This window comes from Micromonospora sp. LZ34, assembly GCF_052981855.1.
This window is the reverse complement of sequence record NZ_JBRIQN010000009.1, coordinates 94,168-112,016: the sequence shown is the minus strand read 5'-3', so window position 1 is coordinate 112,016 and position 17,849 is coordinate 94,168. Positions and strand designations below refer to the sequence as shown.

The following is a 17,849-nucleotide window of genomic DNA, read 5'->3' as shown; positions in this document are numbered from 1 at the left end:
GCGTCCGCCGGCGGAACCTCAGCGGCGGTCGCTCACTCCGCCGGCTGGTCCAGCCGGCCGCTGGCAACCAGGCGGCGGTACCAGTGCGCGCTCTCCTTCCAGGTGCGGACCTGGGTGTCGTAGTCGACGCGGATGATCCCGAAGCGGCGGTCGTAGCCGTACCCCCACTCGAAGTTGTCCAGCAGCGACCAGACGAAGTAGCCCCGCACGTCCACGCCCGCCGCTCGGGCCTCGGCCGTCGCGCCGATGTGCCGGCGCAGGTAGTCGATCCGCCGGTCGTCGTGGATCCGGCCGTCGGGCGCCACCACGTCGTCGAAGGCCGCGCCGTTCTCGGTGATCATCAGTGGCTGGCCCGGGTACTCCCGGTGCAGGCGGAGCAGCAGCTCGGTCAGGGCGGCCGGATCGATGTTCCAGCCCATCGCGGTGTGCGGGCCGGGCTGCGGCAGGAAGTCGACGTCGTCGGCGGCCACCCAGGGCGAGTGCGCGGACGCGCCGTGCCCGTCCGCGTCCGACCGGGGCGACACCCCGTCCCAGGCCCGGACCAGTGTGCTCGAGTAGTAGTTGACCCCGAGCACGTCCAGCGGCACTCCGATCAGCTTCTCGTCGCCGTCGCGGACGAACGACCAGTCGGTGACCGGCGCGGTGTCGGCGAGCAGGTCGGCCGGGTAGGCCCCGTCCAGCATCGGGCCGAGGAACGCCCGGTTGGCCAGCGCGTCGATGCGCCGTACCGCGTCCCGGTCCGCGGCCGAGTCCGACGCCGGGCGGACGACGTGCAGGTTCAGCGTCACCGACAGCTCGGCTGCCGGGGCCAGCTCCCGGACCACCCGGCCGGCCAGGCCGTGCGCGAGGTTGAGGTGGTGCACCGCAGCCAGCGCCGCCGCCGGCTCGGTACGGCCGGGCGCGTGCACCCCCGAGGCGTAGCCGAGGAACGCCGAGCACCACGGCTCGTTCAGCGTGGTCCAGGTGTGCACCCGGTCGCCCAGCGCCTCGACGATCCCGGCGGCGTACTCCTGGAACCGCAGCGCGGTGTCCCGCGCCGCCCATCCGCCGGCGTCCTCCAGTTCCTGCGGCAGGTCCCAGTGGTACATCGTGGCCACCGGCCGCACCCCGCGCTCCAGCAGCCCGTCCACCAGCCGGGAGTAGAAGTCCAGGCCGGCCCGGTTGAACGCGCCGGAGCCGCCCGGCTGCACCCGGGGCCAGGAGATCGAGAACCGGTACGCGCCGAGGCCGAGGTCGGCGATGTGCCCGAGGTCCTCCGGCCAGCGGTGGTAGTGGTCCGCCGCCACGTCGCCGGTGTCGCCGTTGTACGTACGGCCGGGGGTGTGGCTGTACGTGTCCCAGATGGACCGCCCCCGGCCACCCTCGGTGGCCGCACCCTCGATCTGGTACGCGGCCGTGGCCGAACCCCAGACGAAGCCCTCCGGGAAGATGTGTTCCGTCATCGCCGCACCCCCTGTACCTCGCAGTCGTACGCCGTCGAGGCGCCCGCCACCAGCTCGGCGGTGGCCGTCCCGCTGTCGTAGCGCACCTCGAACTCGGCGCCGCGCCCCTCTCCCGGCGACGGCACCCGCACCCGGGTCCGCTGCCCCTCGGCCGGGGCGTAGAGCCGCAACCGCACGCCGTCGGCCCACTCGTAGTCCGGTCGGTCGGTGCGGGCGCCGAACGGGATCACCGCGCCCGGTCGGGCCAGCACGGGCAGGCTGTCGAACCCGTGCTTCTCGGTCACCCAGGCCGGCCCGGTGAGCTGCGCGCCGGTCACCAGGTGCGTCCAGGTGCCGGCCGGCACGTAGAAGGTCACCTGCCCGTCGGCGTTCATCACGGGCGCCACCAGCACGTCGGGGCCGAGCATGTACTGCCGGTCGAGGTAGGTGGCGGTCGGGTCGTCCGGGAATTCGACCACCATCGGGCGCATCATGGGCACGCCGTAGCGGTGCGCCTCCTCGGCGACCGCCGCCAGGTACGGCATGAGGCTCAGCTTGAGCCGGGTGAAGTGCCGCAGCACGTCGACCGCCTCGTCGTCGAAGGCCCACGGAACCCGGTAGGAGCCGGAGCCGTGCAGCCGGGAGTGCGAGGAGAGCAGCCCGAAGGCGATCCACCGCTTGAACACCGCCGGGTCCGGGGTGCCCTCGAAGCCGCCGATGTCGTGGCTCCAGTAGCCGAAGCCGGAAGCGGCGAGCGACAGCCCACCGCGCAGTGACTCGGCCATGGACACGAACGTCGACTCGCAGTCGCCGCCCCAGTGCACGGGGAACTGCTGCCCGCCGGCCGTGGCCGACCGGGCGAACAGCACCGCCTCGCCCTCCCCGCGCTCGGCCTCCAGCAGTTCGAAGACCGCGCGGTTGTAGAGGTGGGTGTAGTAGTTGTGCATCCGCTGCGGGTCCGACCCGTCGTGCCAGACCACGTCGGTCGGGATGCGCTCGCCGAAGTCGGTCTTGAAGCAGTCGACGCCCATGTCGAGCAACGCCTTGAGCTTCCCGGTGTACCAGGCGACGGCGTCCGGGTTGGTGAAGTCCACCAGCGCCATGCCGGCCTGCCACTTGTCCCACTGCCAGACCGACCCGTCGGGCCGGCGCACCAGGTAGCCGGCGCGTCGGCCCTCCTCGAACAGGTACGACCGCTGGGCGATGTACGGGTTGATCCACACGCACACCTTGAGGTCGCGTTCGTGCAGCCGGCGCAGCATGCCCTCGGGGTCGGGGAAGGTGGCCGGGTCCCAGACGAAGTCGACCCAGTGGTACTGCCGCATCCAGAAGCAGTCGAAGTGGAACACCGACAGCGGGAGGTCCCGCTCCGCCATCCCGTCGATGAACTCGGTGACGGTCTTCTCGTCGTACGCGGTGGTGAACGACGTGGACAGCCACAGCCCGTACGACCAGGCCGGCACCCGCGCGGGTCGCCCGGTCAGGGCGGTGTAGCGCCGCAGCACGTCCTTCGGGGTGGGCCCGTCGATGAGGTAGTAGGTGAGCGTCTGTCCCTCGACGCTGAACTGGTTCTGCGACACCACCTCGGAGCCGATCTCGAACGAGACGTGCTCGGGGTGGTCGACGAACACGCCGTAGCCGCGGTTGCTCAGGTAGAACGGCACGTTCTTGTACGCCTGCTCGCTGGCGGTGCCACCGTCGGCGTTCCAGATGTCGACCGTCTGGCCGTTCTTGACGAACGCGCCGAACCGCTCGCCCAGCCCGTACACCGTTTCGCCGACGTCGAGGCCCAACCGCTCGTGCACGTGCTCGCGGCCCTCGGCGTCGGTGACGATGCCGACGCTGCGTTCGGTGGACGAGGTGAGCAGGCGGTCGCCGTGCAGGAAGTCGACCCGCCACCCGTCGATCAGCGCGACCCGAGCGGTGAGTTCGCCGGTGGTCAGCGTGGCGGTGATGCCGGTGACGTCGACGGTGACCGGGTGCTCGTCGCCGCCGGCCAGTTCGAACGCGGGGAGCTTCGGGGTCCCGCCCAGGTGGTGGGCGATGGTCACGCCGACGACCCCGGGGGCGGGGGAGAAGAACCGGGCGGTGACGACCGGCCGGTTGAGGGTGCCGCCGCGGCCGGCGGTCCGGCCGGTGGGGGCGAAGACGGTGAACCCACGGTCGTCCGGCTCCACCGACTCGACCGTGCCGGGGCGCAGCACGGTGACCCCCGGTCGCAGTTGCCAGTACCCGTCGGTGAACTTCACTTCTCGGCTCCTGCCGTGATGCCGCGCGAGAGGGTGCGCTGGAAGATGAGGAAGAAGAGGATGGCCGGGAGGAGGCTGATCAGCGCGCCGGCGTTGGTGGTCGGAGCGTCCATCAACCGGTCGCCCTGCAACGACGCGAGCGCGACCGGGATGGTCTGCGTCTGGTTGTCGATGAGCATGACCAGCGGGATGAGGAACTCGTTCCACGTCCAGATGAAGAAGAAGATCAGCAGCACCGCGAGCGTGGGCCGCAGGTTGGGGAAGACCACCCGCCACAGGATCGTCCACCTGCCCGCGCCGTCCAGCGCCGCCGCTTCCAGCAGCGAGCGGGGGAACGTGCCGAGTACCGAGGCGAGCAGGTAGGTGCCGAACGCGCTCTGGATCACGGTGAAGATGATGATCACCGACAGTTGGGTGTTGTAGAGGCCGACCTGCTTCGCGGCGTAGTACAGCGGGTAGATCAGCGCCTCCTGCGGCAGCATGTTGGCCAGCAGGAAGAGCCCCACGATCCAGAGCCGCCCGCGGACCCGGCCGATGCCCAGGGCGTACGCGTTGAGCAGCGACACGACGACGCCGAGCACCGCGACGGAGCCCGCGATGAGCGTCGAGTTCCAGAGCTTGAGCGGGAAGTTAACCTCGGTCCAGTACGTCCGCAGGCCGTTGGTGTAGAACTCCGACGGCCAGCTCAGCGGGCCGCCCGTCGAGTAGTCGCCGGGCGATTTGAACGCGTTGAGCAGCATGAACGCGAACGGCACCAGCATGGCGAGGGCGCCGAGGGTGACCAGGGCGAGGATGATCCAGCGGCTCGCGCCGCGGTGGTGCCGGTCGCGGGCCGGCCGCGGCCGGCGCGGCGTCACCGCGGGCTCGGCCGGAGTGAGCGTGACGGCCATGTCAGACCCCCCGGTCCTGGCGCTCGCTGCGGTACTGCATCCAGATGAACACCACGGCCACCACGATGATGATCAGGGTGAGCACGGTGGAGATCGCGGAGCCGTAGCCGACCTGGAGCTTCTTGAAGAAGGTGTAGTAGGCGAAGTACGACGGCACGTTGGTGGTGTTCTCCGGCCCGCCCCGGGTCAGCGCGAACACCGGGCCGAACACCTTCAGTGCCGCGATCGTGCAGGTCAGGGCCACCACGAAGGTCTCCGGCCGGATCTGCGCCAGGGTGATGGCCCGGAACCGGTGGAACCAGCCGGCGCCGTCGACCTCGGCCGCCTCGTACAGCTCGGGATCGACCCGCTGCAGCGCCGCCATGAAGACGACCACCGGGTAGCCGATCTGCACCCAGATCATCACCGCCATCACGCTGGGCAGGGCGGTGTCCGGGTCACCGAGCCAGTCGTGGCGCAGCGCGCCGAGGCCGATCGCGTCGAGCAGGCCGTTGAACGCGCCGTCGGGGCGCAGGATCCAGCCCCAGACGATGCCGGCCACCACGACCGGCAGCACCTGCGGCAGGTAGAAGGCGGCGCGCAGCGCCGCGGCGGTGCGGGGCCGGAACTTGCGCCCGATGACGTCGAAGAGCACGGCGGCGAGCACCAGCCCGACCACGGTGGGCACCACCACCATGGCGACGATCATCGCGAGGGTGTTCTTGAACGATGTCCAGAACACCTCGTCCTGCAGGAGGTGGCGGTAGTTGTCCAGGCCGACGAAGGTCGGGTCGCCGATGCCGGACCACTTGGTCAGCGAGAAGTAGATGGTGCCGACCAGCGGCGCGCCGATGACGAGCAGGAAGAGCACCGCGCCGGGGAGCAGGTAGAGCCAGTATCCGGCGCGGCTGCCGCGGCGCTTCCGGCGGGTCGCGGGCCGCTCGGGTGGCGTGGCGGGCCGTTGCGGGCCGGCCAGGGTCTGGGGGAGTGCCATGGGAGATCCTTCCCGGCGGGGCGGACGCGCCGGCCGTGACCGGACGCGTCCACCCCTTGCCGTGTCACTTGCCGGTGATCTCCTTGACGCCGTCCGCGTACGGCTTGGCGATCGCGTCGAGCACCTGGTCCGGAGACTTGGACCCGTTAATCAGCCCCTGGAACCCGGAGACCAGCACGTCGTAGTAGCCGGGCACCGGCCAGTCCGGGTAGAAGGCGAGGCCGTCCTGCTGGCTGATCGTGTTGAAGTTCTCGATCAGCTTGCGGTCCCGCGGGTCACTGATCTTCGACGGGTCGGCGGCCACCGGCACGCCTCCGTTGTTGCCGATCAGCGCCTGGATCTCCGGACGGAGCGTGATGTCGATGAAGTCGTACGCCAGGGACTTGGCCTTGCTGTTCGCGGGGACCACCCAGAGGTTGCCCGACGAGCCGGCCTGGAGGGTGTTGCCGGGGAACAGGAAGGTGTCCCAGTTGAACTTGATCTCGCTCTTGAACCGGCCGTACCACCAGCTGCCGGAGACGATCATCGGGGCCTTGCCGGAGATGAAGGCGGTGCCCATGTCCTCGGCCTTCAGGCTCGCGGAGTCCTTGGCGACGTAGCCCTTCTTCACCCAATCGGCGAAGGTGTCCGCGCCGTACTTCAGCGGGTCGGCGTGGAAGTCCACCGGGTTCTGGTAGAGCTGGTAGTCGTTGACGAACTGCCGGTCGGCCTTGGCCAGCGCGAGCTGGTAGAAGAGCTGCCCGGCCGGGTACTCGGCGCCCGCCTCGGCCAGCGGCGTGACGCCCTTGCCGACGAAGGTGTCCATCGCGGCGGTCAGCTCGGCCAGCGTCGTCGGCACCTTGACGCCGTGCCTGTCGAAGAGGTCCTTGTTGTAGTAGACCGTCACGTACTCGCCGTAGTTCGGCACGCCGTACCAGTTGCCCGAGCCCATCACGCCCTTGTCGCTGTAGCGGGCGGTGGTCTGCAGGCTCGGGCTGAGCGCCTTGTCCCAGCCGCGCTTGGTGGCCTCGTCGCTCAGGTCGGTGAGCAGCCCCTGGGAGGACAGCAGGCCGGCGGTCGCGTTGCCCTTGTTGTACTCCATGACGTCCGGGCCCTCGGACGAGTTGATGATCATGCCGGCGTTCTGCTGGATCTGCTCGAACGCCTTGCGCTCGAACTGCACCTCGACGCCCGGGTGCTCGTCCTTGAAGATCTGGATCGCCCGGTCCCAGGCGACGCCCATCGCGCTGTTCGCGCTCTCGTAGTGCCAGAGCTTGAGGGTCTTGGCGTCGCCGCCGTCGCCCCCCGCGTCGCCGCCGCACGCGGCCACCGTCGTGGTCGCGGTCGCGGCCAGCGCGACGGCGACGACCAGCTTGCGGAATCGCCCCATTGCTATCCTCCTGGTGAGTATCGAGCCGGTACTTACCTGGCCCGTCGTCGCGTGGCAGCGCGGCGGCGGGCCGTTGTCACGTGCCCGGCGGGCCGGAGCCGGTCGGGTCGATGCGGTCGCGGCCGGTCGCGGCGGCCGGGATGTCGCCGGTGGCCGCGGTGGCCGCGGTGGCCGTCGCGCCGTCGCCGCCGCGCGTGACGGTGGCGGTCAGCGTGGCCGGCCGGGCGACCGGGCCGGTCGAGCCGCGGATCTCCAGCGCACACGGCAGCAGCTGCTGGTGCCGGTCGCCGGCCCCCTCCAGCTGGCGCAGCAGCGCCTCGACCGCCATCCGCCCGAGCGCCGAGCCGGGCGAGGTCATCGCGGTCAGGGCTGGGGTGGCCAGCTCGGCCACCTGGGGTGAGGTGACCATCGAGACCACCGAGACGTCGTCGGGCACCGCGAGGCCCCGGGTGGCCAGCTCGCCGAGGATGCCGAAGACGGCGTTCTCGTTCATCGCCAGCAGGGCGGTCAGGTCGGGTGCCTGCGCGAGGGCCGTGGTCAGCGCGGCCCGTCCGCCGGCGGCGCTGTCCTCGGCGGGAATCATCACGGGCTCCAGGCCGTGGCCGGCCATCGCCGCGACGAACGTGTCCCGGGTGCGCACCGCCGGGCCGTAGCCGGCCGCGATGGTGGCGGCCGAGTGGTTCACGTAGACGATCCGGCGGTGGCCGAGGCCGACGAGGTGGTCGACGGCCTCGCGGACGGTCTGGTCGAAGTCGATGTCGACGTACGACAGGCCGGTGGTGTCGCCGGTGCGGCCGATCAGCACCAGGGGTACGCCGGCCTCCTGAAGGGCGGCCACCCGCCCGTCCTCGACCTGCACCTCCATCAGCACCGCGCCGTCGATCATCCGCTGGCTCGCCAGCCGGCGCAGGTCGTCGAGCTCGCCCACGCCCACCGGGGAGAGCACCAGGTGGTAGCCGGCGGCGCTGGCGGCGGCGGCCGCCCCGGTGACGAAGGCGGTCTCGGTGGCGCCCAGCCCGCGCTCGTCCATCGGCATGAGCAGGCCGAGGATCCGGCTGCGCCGGCTGGCCAGGCCGCGGGCCATCGCGTTCGGCTGGTAGTCGAGCTCCGCCATGGCGGCGAGCACCTTGTCCCGGGTGGCCTGCGAGATCGGCCGGGTGCCGGTGAGCACGTACGACACGGTGCTGACCGAGACCCGGGCGAGGCGGGCGACGTCGTGCATGGTGGCCACCGCGCACCTCCTCTGGCCAGCAGTGGGACCGCTCCCGGGGCGGTTGTCGAAACGTTTCGACTAACCGTTTCGACAGACGGTAGGGCACGTGTTACGGGGCCGTCAATAGCCGATGTCGAGCAGACGTCCGGGCGAGCCGGCCGACGGGGCGGGTCGGGCGGCTGCCGGGCCGCCCAGGGCGTCGCCGGGGTGTTCAGTGCAGGTCGAACAGGGTGGCGGCGTTGTGCCAGCAGACCGCGCGCAGCCAGTCGTCGCCGAGGTCGAGCCGGACCAGGCCGGCGAGCTGCTCGGCGTACGGGTAGGGGATGTTCGGGAAGTCGCTGCCCAGCAGCACCTTGCCGGCCAGCCCCAGCTCGCGCAGCCGGGGCAGCTCGTCGGCGGGGAAGGGGACGAACCGGTCGAAGAACGAGGTGAAGGCCATGGTGGTGTCCAACCGGACCCGCTCGTGGGCCTCGGCCAGGTCCAGGAAGGCCCGGTAGTCCGGCGCGCCCAGGTGCGCCACCACCGCGGTGAGCCGGGGGTGGCGGGCCAGCACCGCGGCGAACGGGTCCGGGCCGGTGTGCGCGGTGCCGACCGGGGCGTGCCCGGCGTGCACCACGACCGGCACCCCGGCGTCGGCGAGCAGCCCCCAGACCGGGTCCAGCGCTGGGTCGGTCGGCGCGAACCCGCCGACCTGGACGTGCACCTTGAACACCCGGGCGCCGGCGTCCAGCGCGTCGGTGACGTACCGTTCGGCGGCCGGCTCCGGGAAGAAGGTCGCCGAGGGCAGGCAGCCCGGGGTGGCCCGGGCGAAGTCGAGCGTCCAGCGGTTCAGCTCCGCCGCCATGCCGGGCTTGTGGGCGTACGCCAGCGCGCTGAACGCCCGGACGCCGAGGCGGCGCAGGTGCGCCACCCGTTCGGCGTCGCTCCACCGGTACCGGATCGGCCACTCGGTGCCCACCAGCGGCCCGGCCGCGTCGAAGTAGGCCCACACCCGGCGCAGCAGCCGGGGCGGCAGGAAGTGCACGTGCACGTCCGCCAGCCCGGGCAGGCCGAGCCGGCGCCAGAACGCCGGCACCTCGGCGTCGTCGGCCCCGGACAGCGGCACCTCGGCGTCGTCGGCCCCGGACGCGGGGTCGGCGGGGGCGGGCCGGTCGGTCATACCTGGATGTCGAAGCGGTGCAGCACCGACGGCGCGACCAGTCCGACGGCGGCGAGCACCGCGATCACGGTCAGCGCGGCGCGGACCACGATCACCTCGGTCTTGCTGCCGGCCCGCAGCGCGATGCTGTTCGGCAGGCCGACCATCATCCACATCCGACGTTTGATCGGGATGGGCCAGAGGATGGGCACTCCGGCCTTGGTGATCATGTCGCCGAGGATGTGCACGAAGCAGCCCACCCCGACGGCGGTGCCGATCAGCGGATAGCCGCGGCCGCCGGGAAGGTTGGCGGCGACGAACCAGGCCGCGCCGGCCGACACCAGGGTCACGATCACCCAGCCGGCCCGCTCGGCCCACTCGTCGAAGAGCCCGCGCAGCGCCAGCCCGATCATGAAGAACAGGATGCCGATCACCGCCCACTTGCCGTACGCGGCGCAGAGCGCGGTGGTGCCCCAGCCGACCAGCAGGGTGAACGGGATGGTGTGGGTCAGCGTCCGGTGGCCGTTGCTGCGGCGCGGGTCGCGGCTGAGCTTGGTGGCGTAGTAGACCCCGAGCGAGATCTTCTCCATCACCTCGGCGATGAACAGCGAGAACACCCCGAAGGTGCGGGCCACGGTGGCGCCGCCCTGGTTGCGGGTGACCTTGCCGGACAGGTCGAGGTCGGGGAAGAGCGCGCCACCGGCGCAGACCGCGGTGCCGACCGCGAGCGCGAGCGGGGACTGGTGGTAGTCGGCGAACTGGTCCAGCGCCCACGACCCGGCCAGCCACACCGCCGCGCCGGACAGCGCGTGGGACGGTCCCATCATCTCGGCTCACCCTCCCCAGGGATCTTGAGCGCCCAAGCTACGCCACTCTAGTCAGAGCCCGCGCCGCAGGGGCATCACCTGGACGGTCCACAGGGGATGGTGTCAGGGCAGGGGGGTGAAGCTCTGCCGGATCATCGCAAAGTATGCCGTGTTGACCTGCCAGTCGAACTCCTTTGTCAGCCACGAGACGGTGTACGCGCGGTCGGCGGAGACGTTGGCCAGCAGCCGCCCGGTGTGCACCCGCTCGCCGGCCGCGCTGATCCAGGCGCACTCCCAGATCGCGGCGCCCTGGAACATGTCCAGCGCCGCGATGTCGTACCGCTGGTAGCCGGGGAGCGACCCGCCCCCGGTGAGCCGCCGCTCCTCCGCCCGCCACCAGCCGACCGGGTCGGCGCGCCGGGGACCGGCCTCCACGCCGAGCACCCGCGCCCCGCCCGGTTCCCGGAAGCAGGTCGCCGCGCCGTCGGTCCAGTGCAGCCAGGCCACCGGTGCGGCGATCCGGTAGCCGGCCGGGTCCACATGCCACGTCCAGTTGGCCACCAGCCGGTACGCGCCGGCCGGCGCGGGCACCGACGGCACCGGCGAGGCCCCGGACGGTGGCGCCGCGGCGCAGGCGAACGCGGCCGGCCGGGGACCGGCGGTGGCGCCGGAGCCGGACGGGGCGGTCAGCGGCTCGTCGGTCCGCCCGGCCAGGCTGAGCGCGACCCCCGCCGTGGCGAGCAGCGCGGCGACGGCCCCCACCGCGACCAGCCGCCGCAGCCGGGCCCGCCGTGCCGCCCGTGCCCGCCGCGACGCTCCCGCCCGCCGTCCGGTCGGGTCCGCCCGGGCAGCCGCGGGTGCGCGGCGGTCGCCGTGCGCCGCGCCCGGCACGTCGGCGGCGGGCTGCGGCGGAGTCGCCGGTGACGGCGGGGTGGCCGGCCGGTCCAGGTCCGCGGCGGCGGCGCGCAGCAGCGGCTCGGCCTCGACGGCGGTCAGCCGCCGCCACGGGTCCCGTTGCAACAGTCCGGTGAGGACCGGGCGCAGCACCCGGCGCATCGGGTCCGGCGGTTCGGTGGCCAGCGCACTCAACGTCGCCATCGCGTTCGGCCGGGCGTACGGCGCCCGCCCCTCGACGGCCGCGTAGAGGGTCGCGCCGAGCGACCAGAGGTCGGTACGCGGGTCGGAGATGCCGTCCCGGGCCCGTTCCGGGGCGACGAACTGCGGTGAGCCGAGCACCATGCCCGGCCCGGTCATCGTGCCGTCCCCGCCGGCGAAGGTGGCCAGCCCGAAGTCGGTCAGCACCACCCGGCCGTCGTCGGCGACCAGCACGTTGTGCGGCTTGACGTCGCGGTGCAGCACCCCGGCCGCGTGCGCGGCCCGCAGCGCGGCGAGCACCGCCAGGCCGATCCGGGCGGTCCGCCGTGGGCTCAGCGGCCCGTCGGTGGCGAGGATCTGGTGCACCGAGCGCGACCGCACGTACTCCATCACGATCCACGGGCTGTCCTCGTCGTGGACCACGTCGTAGATCCGCACCACGTTCGGGTGGTTGAGCCGGGCCGCGGTGCGGGCCTCGCGGAGCGTCTGCAGCCGCAAGTCGTCGCGTTCGGATTCGGTCAGCCAGGCCGGCGGCCTGATCTCCTTGACCGCGACGTCCCGGTGCAGCATCTCGTCCCGGGCCAGCCAGACCCGGCCCATCCCCCCGGTCCCGACCAGGTCCAGCAGCCGGTACCGCCCCGCGATCAGCTGCTGCCGCACGGTCGCGTCCCTCTCGGTCACCCCGGGTCACACGATAGTCAGCGCTGCGCGATTTCTCATCCACCCCGAGCGGGAGCCGCGACCCGTCGGCGGGCGCACCCGCCGTCGTCAGCCGCCGGTGGGCACGATGTCGAGGACGCCGAGCAGGCTGGCGAGGGCGTGGGCCTCGGCCCGGGTCAGCCGGAGGCCGCAGCTGCGGTCCGGGTCGGTGGGGTCGTCGTGGACCAGGTCGCGGAGCCCTCCGGTGTGGTGGGTGACCACACCGACCCGGCGGCCCTGTTCGGTGGTGAACGTGTGCCGCAGCCCGATCCCGGGCAGCGGCACCGTCTCGATCTTCATCGCGTGCTCCAGATCCTCGGCGGGGTCAGTCGCCCGGTTGACCGGGCGAACCGTCGGTGTGCGACCGGGCCCGCGCCAGCAGGGCGAGGCCGTGGATGGTGGCGAGCCGGACGTCGGTGGGCATGGTGACGGCCCGGTTGGTGAGGGCGGCGAGCCGGGCGGCGAGTCCGATCGTGGCCGCCCCACCACCGGTGACGAGGAGCCGCCGCGGCCCGCTCCGGCCGGAGCGGTCGCCGAGCCGCCGGACGGCGGCGGCGATGGCGGGAACCTGGTCGACGTCGTTCGACCCGTCGGCCCGGGCCGCGGCGGTAACCGCGCCGGCGGTGACGCGGACGACCTCGGTGCGCCCGTGGCCGATGTCGACCACCACCAGGTCCTCGGCGTCCAGGTCGACCCGGCAGGCCAGCGCCGCGGCGAGCGGCTCCTCCACGGTGGTCACCCGTCCGCCGGTCGCCCGCCCGACGGCCGCGGTCAGCCGGTGCTGCTGCCGCAGGGTGGCGGTGGCGGGCACCCCGACCAGGACGGGAGTGTGCGGTGCCCAGGGCCGGCCGTTGGCGACGGTGAGTACGCGTAGCAGGTGCACGCAGGCGGGGAAGTGGTCCACGACGCCCGCACGCAGCGGCCACACCAGCGGAGCGCCGGTGCGTTCCGCCAGGTCGACGGCGGCCCGGCCGACGGCCCGCCGGGATCCCGGTGGCCCCCAGGCGACGACCGTCGGTTCCTCCACCACCCGCCGCAGGGCGGGCGACCAGATCCGTACGTGGGCCGTGCCCAGGTCGATGGTGAGTATCTGCCGCAGCCCTTCGCGGGCGTAGGCGCCGGGGGTGAGCATGTGGGCACCCTTCAGGGCGATTCGTGCCGCGGGCCGGAGGTCGTCGGCACCGGCGGCGGGCTGTGCGGTCCGAAACCGGTCCGCGCGGGGGCGGCGACAGCTCGGACAGCGGAGCGAGGACCAGCGGCCGCGAGGGCCGGTGGGGCGGGGGCGTCAGGCGATGCCGGGGCGCGGCGGCGGAGCCCGATCGGCCGACCACGCCGGTACGCAGCCCGGGACCGATCGCTTCGTGAGCCGGAAGACGATGCACAGCCCCACCGCGCGGGCGGCCGAGCAGACCGCCGCGAGCACGGCGGCGACGACCAGCATCGGCAGCGCAGTGCGCTGCTCGACGGTGCGTCGCGGCTCGGGGACTCGCATGCGGCACACCATAGCCGCACCACACGCGGCCCGGCCAAGGTTGCCGGAGGTCGGCAACGTGGCAGGGCAGTTGTTGGCCCGCCGGCTCCGGTGCCGCCCGGGTGCTCCCGGCCGAAGCTGGAGGTCGTCCCCCGTCCGGGAAGTGAGGCCGGCATGCCTGCCACGACCGCCGTCGATCGACCGCCGCACAGCGCCCGGCGCGGCCCACTCGGTGCGGACCGCCTCGGTGCGTCGCCGGCGCTGCTGGCGGTCGACGCCGGTAGCTCGCGGCTGCGGCTGTGGTGCCTGCACCGCGGCACGGTCAGCAGCTCCACCGGCGAGGGCCCCGGCCACTGGACGGCACTGGTGCGGCGCGGGCGCCTCGTCGACGCCCCGGCCTGCACCAGCGCGCTGCGGCACCTGCTGCGTCGCTTCAGTCCGGCGGTGGGAGCGGAGCCGCTCGTCGTCGCCTGCCGCCCGACGTCGACCATGCCGGCGGACGAGCACATCATGCGGGAGGTGCTCACCGCCGCGCTGGCGCCGCGCCGGCTGCTGTTCGTCGACACCGTCCGGGCCGCGGCGATTGGCGCCGGAGCCGGCGCGGGGCCGCTGCTGCTGGCCGACATCGGCGCGCAGGTCACCGAGATCGGACTGCTCAGCGACGGGCAACTGGTCGCCGCCCGGCGCGCCGATTTCGGCACCCACGACATCAAGGACCACGTCACCGTGCCCGTCCTGGCCACCATCGCCGCGCGGCTGGTGCGCGAGGTGCACCAGCAGCCGTCCACGCGGCCGACCGCGCTCGCGGCGCTGGCCCGGGGGATGGTGCTGGTCGGTGACGGCGCGGCGCGGCCGGACCTGATCGCGGCGCTGTCCCGGACCCTGCGGGCCGCGGTGCAACCCGCTCCCGCGCCGTACACCGCCGCGCTCACCGGTGCCAGCCTCGCCGCGATGGCCGCCGCCCGGCACCCCGGCGAGGGCGGTGCCCCGCCGGCACGAACCACCGACCACAGCATCCGGACGGGGCCAACCGGCGAGCCGTGACCCGGCGCCGCCACGACGGTCAGCGGGCCGGCCGGCTCGGTGGCCCGCGATCGCCGGCGGACGGGGCGGTGCTCGGCTCAGCAGGCGGCGTGGCCGACGCCGAGCAGGTTGCCCTCCGGGATGACGATCCGCTGACCGGCGCCGGCCAGCCGCGCCGCCGCGCGCCGCGCCCGCCACGGGCCCTGCTCCCGGCGCGCCGCCGCGTAGCTGCCGGCGGTCCGGTCCGCGATGGTCGCCCAGCCGTACCGGCGGCCGACCATGGTGCGGGCCCGGCGGGCGACCCGGCGCGCGAAGACCTCGTCGCCGAGGAGCTGGTCGACCGCGTCCGCCAGGGCGTCCGGGTCGCTGTGCGGGAAGGTCACGCCGGTGACCCCCGGCTCGACGATCTCGGCGAGCCCGCCGGTGCGGGCCACCGCGAGCGGGGCGCCGGCCGCCGCCGCCTCCAGCGCGACCATGCCGAACGGCTCGTAGAGGCTGGGCACCACGGTCGCGTCGGTGGCGCCCAGCATCGCGGGCAGCTCGGTGGTGTCCAGGAAGCCGGTGAAGCGTACGGTCGGCCCGAGCGTGAGCCGCCGCGTCTCCTCCTCCAACTCCGCCCGGTACGGGCCGTCGCCGGCGATCACCACCCGTAGTCCGGGGTGCCGCCGGCGCAGGTACGGCACCGCGTGCACCAGGTGCTGCACGCCCTTCTCGTAGACCAGCCGGCCGGCGTACCCGACCAGCGGCCCGTCCCCGGCGAACCGGGCCCGGGCCGCGGCGACCGCGCGGGGACGGGCCCGCCAGGCCCGGTCGTCCACCCCGTTGGGCACCACGTCGACCTGCCCGGCCGGCACCTCGAAGAGCGTGGTGACCTGCTCGCGCATGTAGCCCGAGCAGGCGATCACCCGGGTCGAGGCGTTGCTCAGCCAGTGCTCGACGCCGTGGATGGTGCGGTTCATCTCCTCGGGCAGCCAGCCCTGGTGCCGACCGGCCTCGGTGGCGTGGATGGTGGTGACCAGGGGCAGGTCGAGGTGTTCGGCGAGGGTGATCGCGGTGTGGGCGACGAGCCAGTCGTGGGCGTGGATGAGGTCGTAGTCGTCGGTTTCGGTGACACGGAGGGCGGCGCGGGTGAGGGTGTGGTTGAAGGCCATGGTCCAGGCCAGGAGGGATCCGGTGGCGAGGGGGAAGGTGACGGGGTCTTCGGCGGCGCGGATGAGGCGGACGCCGTCGGCGTATTCCTCCAGAGGTGCGCCGTCGGCGTGTCGGGTGACGACGGTGACCTGGTGGCCGGCGGCGGCCAGGGCGACGGAGAGGGCGTGGACGTGGCGGCCGAGACCGCCGACGAGCACCGGCGGGTACTCCCAGGACAGCATCAGCACGCGCTGGTGCCGGGCGGGGTGGATGTCGATCACGTCGGCGTCAGGTGACATGCGGACCCCTTTGAGTTGTCTCCGGGCGCGCGCCGGCCGGCACCTGCGCCGGTGCCCGTCGTCGCGGCTGGATCGGATCCAATCCTGCGGGTGACCGGCTAACCAGCGGAGACGCGGTCGTTGCAGAGGTGTAAACCGTTAACGGCGGACCCGCAGCAGCTCGGCGACGGACCAGGCCTGGAACGGGCAGCCGGTCGCCCGGTGCGGCGGCAGGGCGTCGGCCGTCTCGCTCACCGACCCCAGGCCGTACTCGCTCAGGTGAGCTTCGAGGCCGACGAACACGTCGTCGATCGGAAGGTCCGCGCGCCGGCAGGCGTCCACGTACGGGCCGAGCAGCCACGGCCAGACGGTCCCCTGGTGGTACGCCCCGTCCCGCTCCGCCGGCCCGCCCCGGTGCCGCCCGACGAACCCGGGGCAGTCGGGGGCGAGGCTGCGCGGGCCGAGCGGGGTGAGCAGCCCGGCAGCGATCCGGCGCAGCGCCGGCGCGTCCGGCTCCAGCGGGGCGTACGGCAGCGACCAGGCCAGCAGCTGGTTCGGGCGGAGCAGGTCGTCGTCGTGCCGCTCGGCGCCCAGCGGGTACGCCGGCGCGGGCGCGTCGACCACGTCGTGCAGCCAGCCGGCGGGAGCCGGGAAGCGGTCGCGGAACGCGCCGACCGCCCGCTCGTGCAGCTGGCGCAGGTCGCCGGCGTCCCGCCCGGCCAGCTCGGTCAGCTCGGCGAGGCCCGCCAGCCCGTTGATCCAGAGCGCGTTGACCTCCACCGGCTTACCCGCGCGCGGGGTGACCGGCACCCCGTGGACCCGGGCGTCCATCCAGGTCAGCGCGGCACCCGGGGCGCCGGAGGTGAGCAGCCCGTCGGCCGGGTCGACGGCGATGCCGAACCGGGTGCCGGCCACGTGCGCGTCGACCACCCCGCGCAGCGCGGGCAGCAACTCGGCGCCGAGGTCGGTGTCCCCGGTGACCGCGACGTGCCGGCGTACCGCGTGCAGGAACCACAGCGTGGCGTCGACGGTGTTGTACTCCACCCGCCCGGTGTCGGCGGTGTTGGCGAGCATCCCCTCCGACAGCGTCGCCGCGTACGACCGCAGCAGCTCGCGCCCCTCGTCGGCCCGTCCGGTACGGAGGAAGAGGCCCTCGTAGGAGATCATCGTGTCCCGGGACCAGGCGCCGAACCAGGGGTACCCGGCGACCACGTCCGGCCCCCGGCCGGTGCGGATGACGAACGCGTCGGCGGCCAGGGTGAGGGTGGCGTCGACGTCGTCGGCGGGGCGCGCGGCGGCCACCACCCGGCGGTTGCGGGCCCGGGCGGCCGCGACCACCTCGGTCGCCGGGGGCGGCTCCTCGGTCAGCTCACCGGCCCAGGCCAGCACGGACAGGGTGTCGCCGGGGCGGTCCAGCGCGCCGGAGAAGCGTCCCGCGTACCAGAGGTCCTCGTCCGGGTGCAGGCCGCGGGCCGCCTCCTCCCCGTGGTGCACGCCCAGCCACCACTGGCCCTCCGGGGTCCAGTCCGGCCCGGCGAGCCGGAACGCGCCCTCGATCACCGCCCCGCCGGCCACCGGCTCCACCCGCAGCGCCGGCCCGTCGGCGCGACGCTCGCCGTGCGCGTCCCGCCAGGTGCAGGCCGCGGCCAGCTCCAGCCGCACCGGGCCGCCCGCGACCAGCCGGTGCACCACCGCGACGCAGCTGCGGCCGTGCCGCATGGCCAGCTCCCGTTCGATCACCACGTCGCCGATCCGCCACCGCCACCGGGGCACCCCGTCGACGAGGGCGAACTGCTCCAGCAGCTCGAAGCCGTGCGGGTCGACCGCCCCGGAGGCCCACTCGTGGGCGCCGAGGCGCACCCGGGCGCCGGAGGGGAGCAGCACGGCCGGGTCCAGGCTGACCAGTCCCACCCGCCGGGACGCTGGCGTCTCCCCGGCCACCACCAGCAGCCCGTGGTAGCGGCGGGTACGCAGCCCGGCGACGGTGCCCATGGCGTACCCGCCGAGGCCGTCGGCGACCAGCCACTCCCGGGTCGCGCCGCTGGTCAGCTCCCCGCAGACCTGCGGGCCGAAGCGAATCTCGATCAACTTTC

At 73.7% G+C, this 17,849-nt stretch carries 15 protein-coding genes; 1 reads left to right on the top strand and 14 read right to left on the bottom strand.

The features are described 5' to 3' along the window. Window positions 1-32: 32 nt before the first annotated feature. The 12 genes from ACVCAH_RS12780 to ACVCAH_RS12725 form a co-directional block, all read right to left on the bottom strand. Entirely contained in the window at window positions 33-1,442 is a 1,410-nt protein-coding gene (locus tag ACVCAH_RS12780; protein WP_447136307.1) for a GH1 family beta-glucosidase, read from the bottom strand. Continuing rightward, a complete protein-coding gene (gene yicI, locus ACVCAH_RS12775) occupies window positions 1,439-3,670 on the bottom strand; it encodes an alpha-xylosidase (RefSeq protein ID WP_447136306.1) in 2,232 nt (743 codons plus the stop codon). The genes ACVCAH_RS12780 and yicI overlap by 4 nt, the downstream gene beginning before the upstream one ends. Next, the gene (locus ACVCAH_RS12770; protein WP_447136305.1) at window positions 3,667-4,560 is read right to left on the bottom strand and encodes a carbohydrate ABC transporter permease; all 894 of its coding nucleotides are present in this window, start codon (window positions 4,558-4,560) and stop codon (window positions 3,667-3,669) included. The genes yicI and ACVCAH_RS12770 overlap by 4 nt, the downstream gene beginning before the upstream one ends. Before the next feature lies 1 nt (window position 4,561). After that, on the bottom strand, window positions 4,562-5,533 hold the full coding sequence (locus ACVCAH_RS12765) for a carbohydrate ABC transporter permease (protein ID WP_447136304.1): 972 nt from the start codon (window positions 5,531-5,533) through the stop codon (window positions 4,562-4,564). 64 nt (window positions 5,534-5,597) lie between these two features. Then, window positions 5,598-6,902 (bottom strand): ABC transporter substrate-binding protein, encoded by a 1,305-nt coding sequence (locus tag ACVCAH_RS12760; protein WP_447136303.1) that lies wholly within the window; start codon window positions 6,900-6,902, stop codon window positions 5,598-5,600. Between the two features lie 76 nt (window positions 6,903-6,978). After that, window positions 6,979-8,124 (bottom strand): LacI family DNA-binding transcriptional regulator, encoded by a 1,146-nt coding sequence (locus tag ACVCAH_RS12755; protein WP_447136389.1) that lies wholly within the window; start codon window positions 8,122-8,124, stop codon window positions 6,979-6,981. A 202-nt stretch (window positions 8,125-8,326) separates the two neighbouring features. Further along, a complete protein-coding gene (locus ACVCAH_RS12750; RefSeq protein WP_447136302.1) occupies window positions 8,327-9,274 on the bottom strand; it encodes an amidohydrolase family protein in 948 nt (315 codons plus the stop codon). Continuing rightward, a complete protein-coding gene (locus ACVCAH_RS12745; RefSeq protein WP_447136301.1) occupies window positions 9,271-10,080 on the bottom strand; it encodes a metal-dependent hydrolase in 810 nt (269 codons plus the stop codon). The genes ACVCAH_RS12750 and ACVCAH_RS12745 overlap by 4 nt, the downstream gene beginning before the upstream one ends. Window positions 10,081-10,182: 102 nt before the next feature. Then, complete coding sequence (locus tag ACVCAH_RS12740; RefSeq protein WP_447136300.1) at window positions 10,183-11,835, bottom strand: serine/threonine-protein kinase; 1,653 nt, start codon at window positions 11,833-11,835, stop codon at window positions 10,183-10,185. A gap of 87 nt (window positions 11,836-11,922) precedes the next feature. Further along, window positions 11,923-12,153 carry a potassium transporter TrkA gene (locus tag ACVCAH_RS12735; protein WP_447136299.1) on the bottom strand — a complete coding sequence of 77 codons (231 nt, stop codon included), beginning with the start codon at window positions 12,151-12,153 and terminating at the stop codon, window positions 11,923-11,925. Window positions 12,154-12,178: 25 nt separating this feature from the next. After that, window positions 12,179-12,985 (bottom strand): rod shape-determining protein, encoded by an 807-nt coding sequence (locus ACVCAH_RS12730; protein WP_447136298.1) that lies wholly within the window; start codon window positions 12,983-12,985, stop codon window positions 12,179-12,181. Window positions 12,986-13,138: 153 nt separating this feature from the next. Next, complete coding sequence (locus tag ACVCAH_RS12725) at window positions 13,139-13,345, bottom strand: hypothetical protein (protein ID WP_447136297.1); 207 nt, start codon at window positions 13,343-13,345, stop codon at window positions 13,139-13,141. A 153-nt stretch (window positions 13,346-13,498) separates the two neighbouring features. On the opposite strand from ACVCAH_RS12725, the gene ACVCAH_RS12720 reads away from it, so the two are divergent. Beyond that, entirely contained in the window at window positions 13,499-14,368 is an 870-nt protein-coding gene (locus ACVCAH_RS12720) for a rod shape-determining protein (RefSeq protein ID WP_447136296.1), read from the top strand. A gap of 77 nt (window positions 14,369-14,445) precedes the next feature. On the opposite strand, the gene ACVCAH_RS12715 is transcribed toward ACVCAH_RS12720, so the two are convergent. Both ACVCAH_RS12715 and ACVCAH_RS12710 read right to left on the bottom strand, forming a co-directional pair. Beyond that, the gene (locus ACVCAH_RS12715) at window positions 14,446-15,777 is read right to left on the bottom strand and encodes a glycosyltransferase family 4 protein (RefSeq protein ID WP_447136295.1); all 1,332 of its coding nucleotides are present in this window, start codon (window positions 15,775-15,777) and stop codon (window positions 14,446-14,448) included. Window positions 15,778-15,915: 138 nt separating this feature from the next. Next, entirely contained in the window at window positions 15,916-17,844 is a 1,929-nt protein-coding gene (locus ACVCAH_RS12710) for an amylo-alpha-1,6-glucosidase (RefSeq protein ID WP_447136294.1), read from the bottom strand. Window positions 17,845-17,849 lie beyond the last annotated feature (5 nt).

Coding starts and splice junctions, on each gene's coding strand:
- ACVCAH_RS12755 (WP_447136389.1), bottom strand. CDS start 8,124: ATGCACGACGTCGCCCGCCTCGCCCGGGTCTCGGTCAGCACCGTGTCG.
- ACVCAH_RS12760 (WP_447136303.1), bottom strand. CDS start 6,902: ATGGGGCGATTCCGCAAGCTGGTCGTCGCCGTCGCGCTGGCCGCGACC.
- ACVCAH_RS12735 (WP_447136299.1), bottom strand. CDS start 12,153: ATGAAGATCGAGACGGTGCCGCTGCCCGGGATCGGGCTGCGGCACACG.
- ACVCAH_RS12730 (WP_447136298.1), bottom strand. CDS start 12,985: ATGCTCACCCCCGGCGCCTACGCCCGCGAAGGGCTGCGGCAGATACTC.
- ACVCAH_RS12725 (WP_447136297.1), bottom strand. CDS start 13,345: ATGCGAGTCCCCGAGCCGCGACGCACCGTCGAGCAGCGCACTGCGCTG.
- ACVCAH_RS12745 (WP_447136301.1), bottom strand. CDS start 10,080: ATGATGGGACCGTCCCACGCGCTGTCCGGCGCGGCGGTGTGGCTGGCC.
- ACVCAH_RS12780 (WP_447136307.1), bottom strand. CDS start 1,442: ATGACGGAACACATCTTCCCGGAGGGCTTCGTCTGGGGTTCGGCCACG.
- ACVCAH_RS12770 (WP_447136305.1), bottom strand. CDS start 4,560: ATGGCCGTCACGCTCACTCCGGCCGAGCCCGCGGTGACGCCGCGCCGG.
- ACVCAH_RS12750 (WP_447136302.1), bottom strand. CDS start 9,274: ATGACCGACCGGCCCGCCCCCGCCGACCCCGCGTCCGGGGCCGACGAC.
- ACVCAH_RS12720 (WP_447136296.1), top strand. CDS start 13,499: ATGCCTGCCACGACCGCCGTCGATCGACCGCCGCACAGCGCCCGGCGC.
- ACVCAH_RS12765 (WP_447136304.1), bottom strand. CDS start 5,533: ATGGCACTCCCCCAGACCCTGGCCGGCCCGCAACGGCCCGCCACGCCA.
- ACVCAH_RS12715 (WP_447136295.1), bottom strand. CDS start 15,777: ATGTCACCTGACGCCGACGTGATCGACATCCACCCCGCCCGGCACCAG.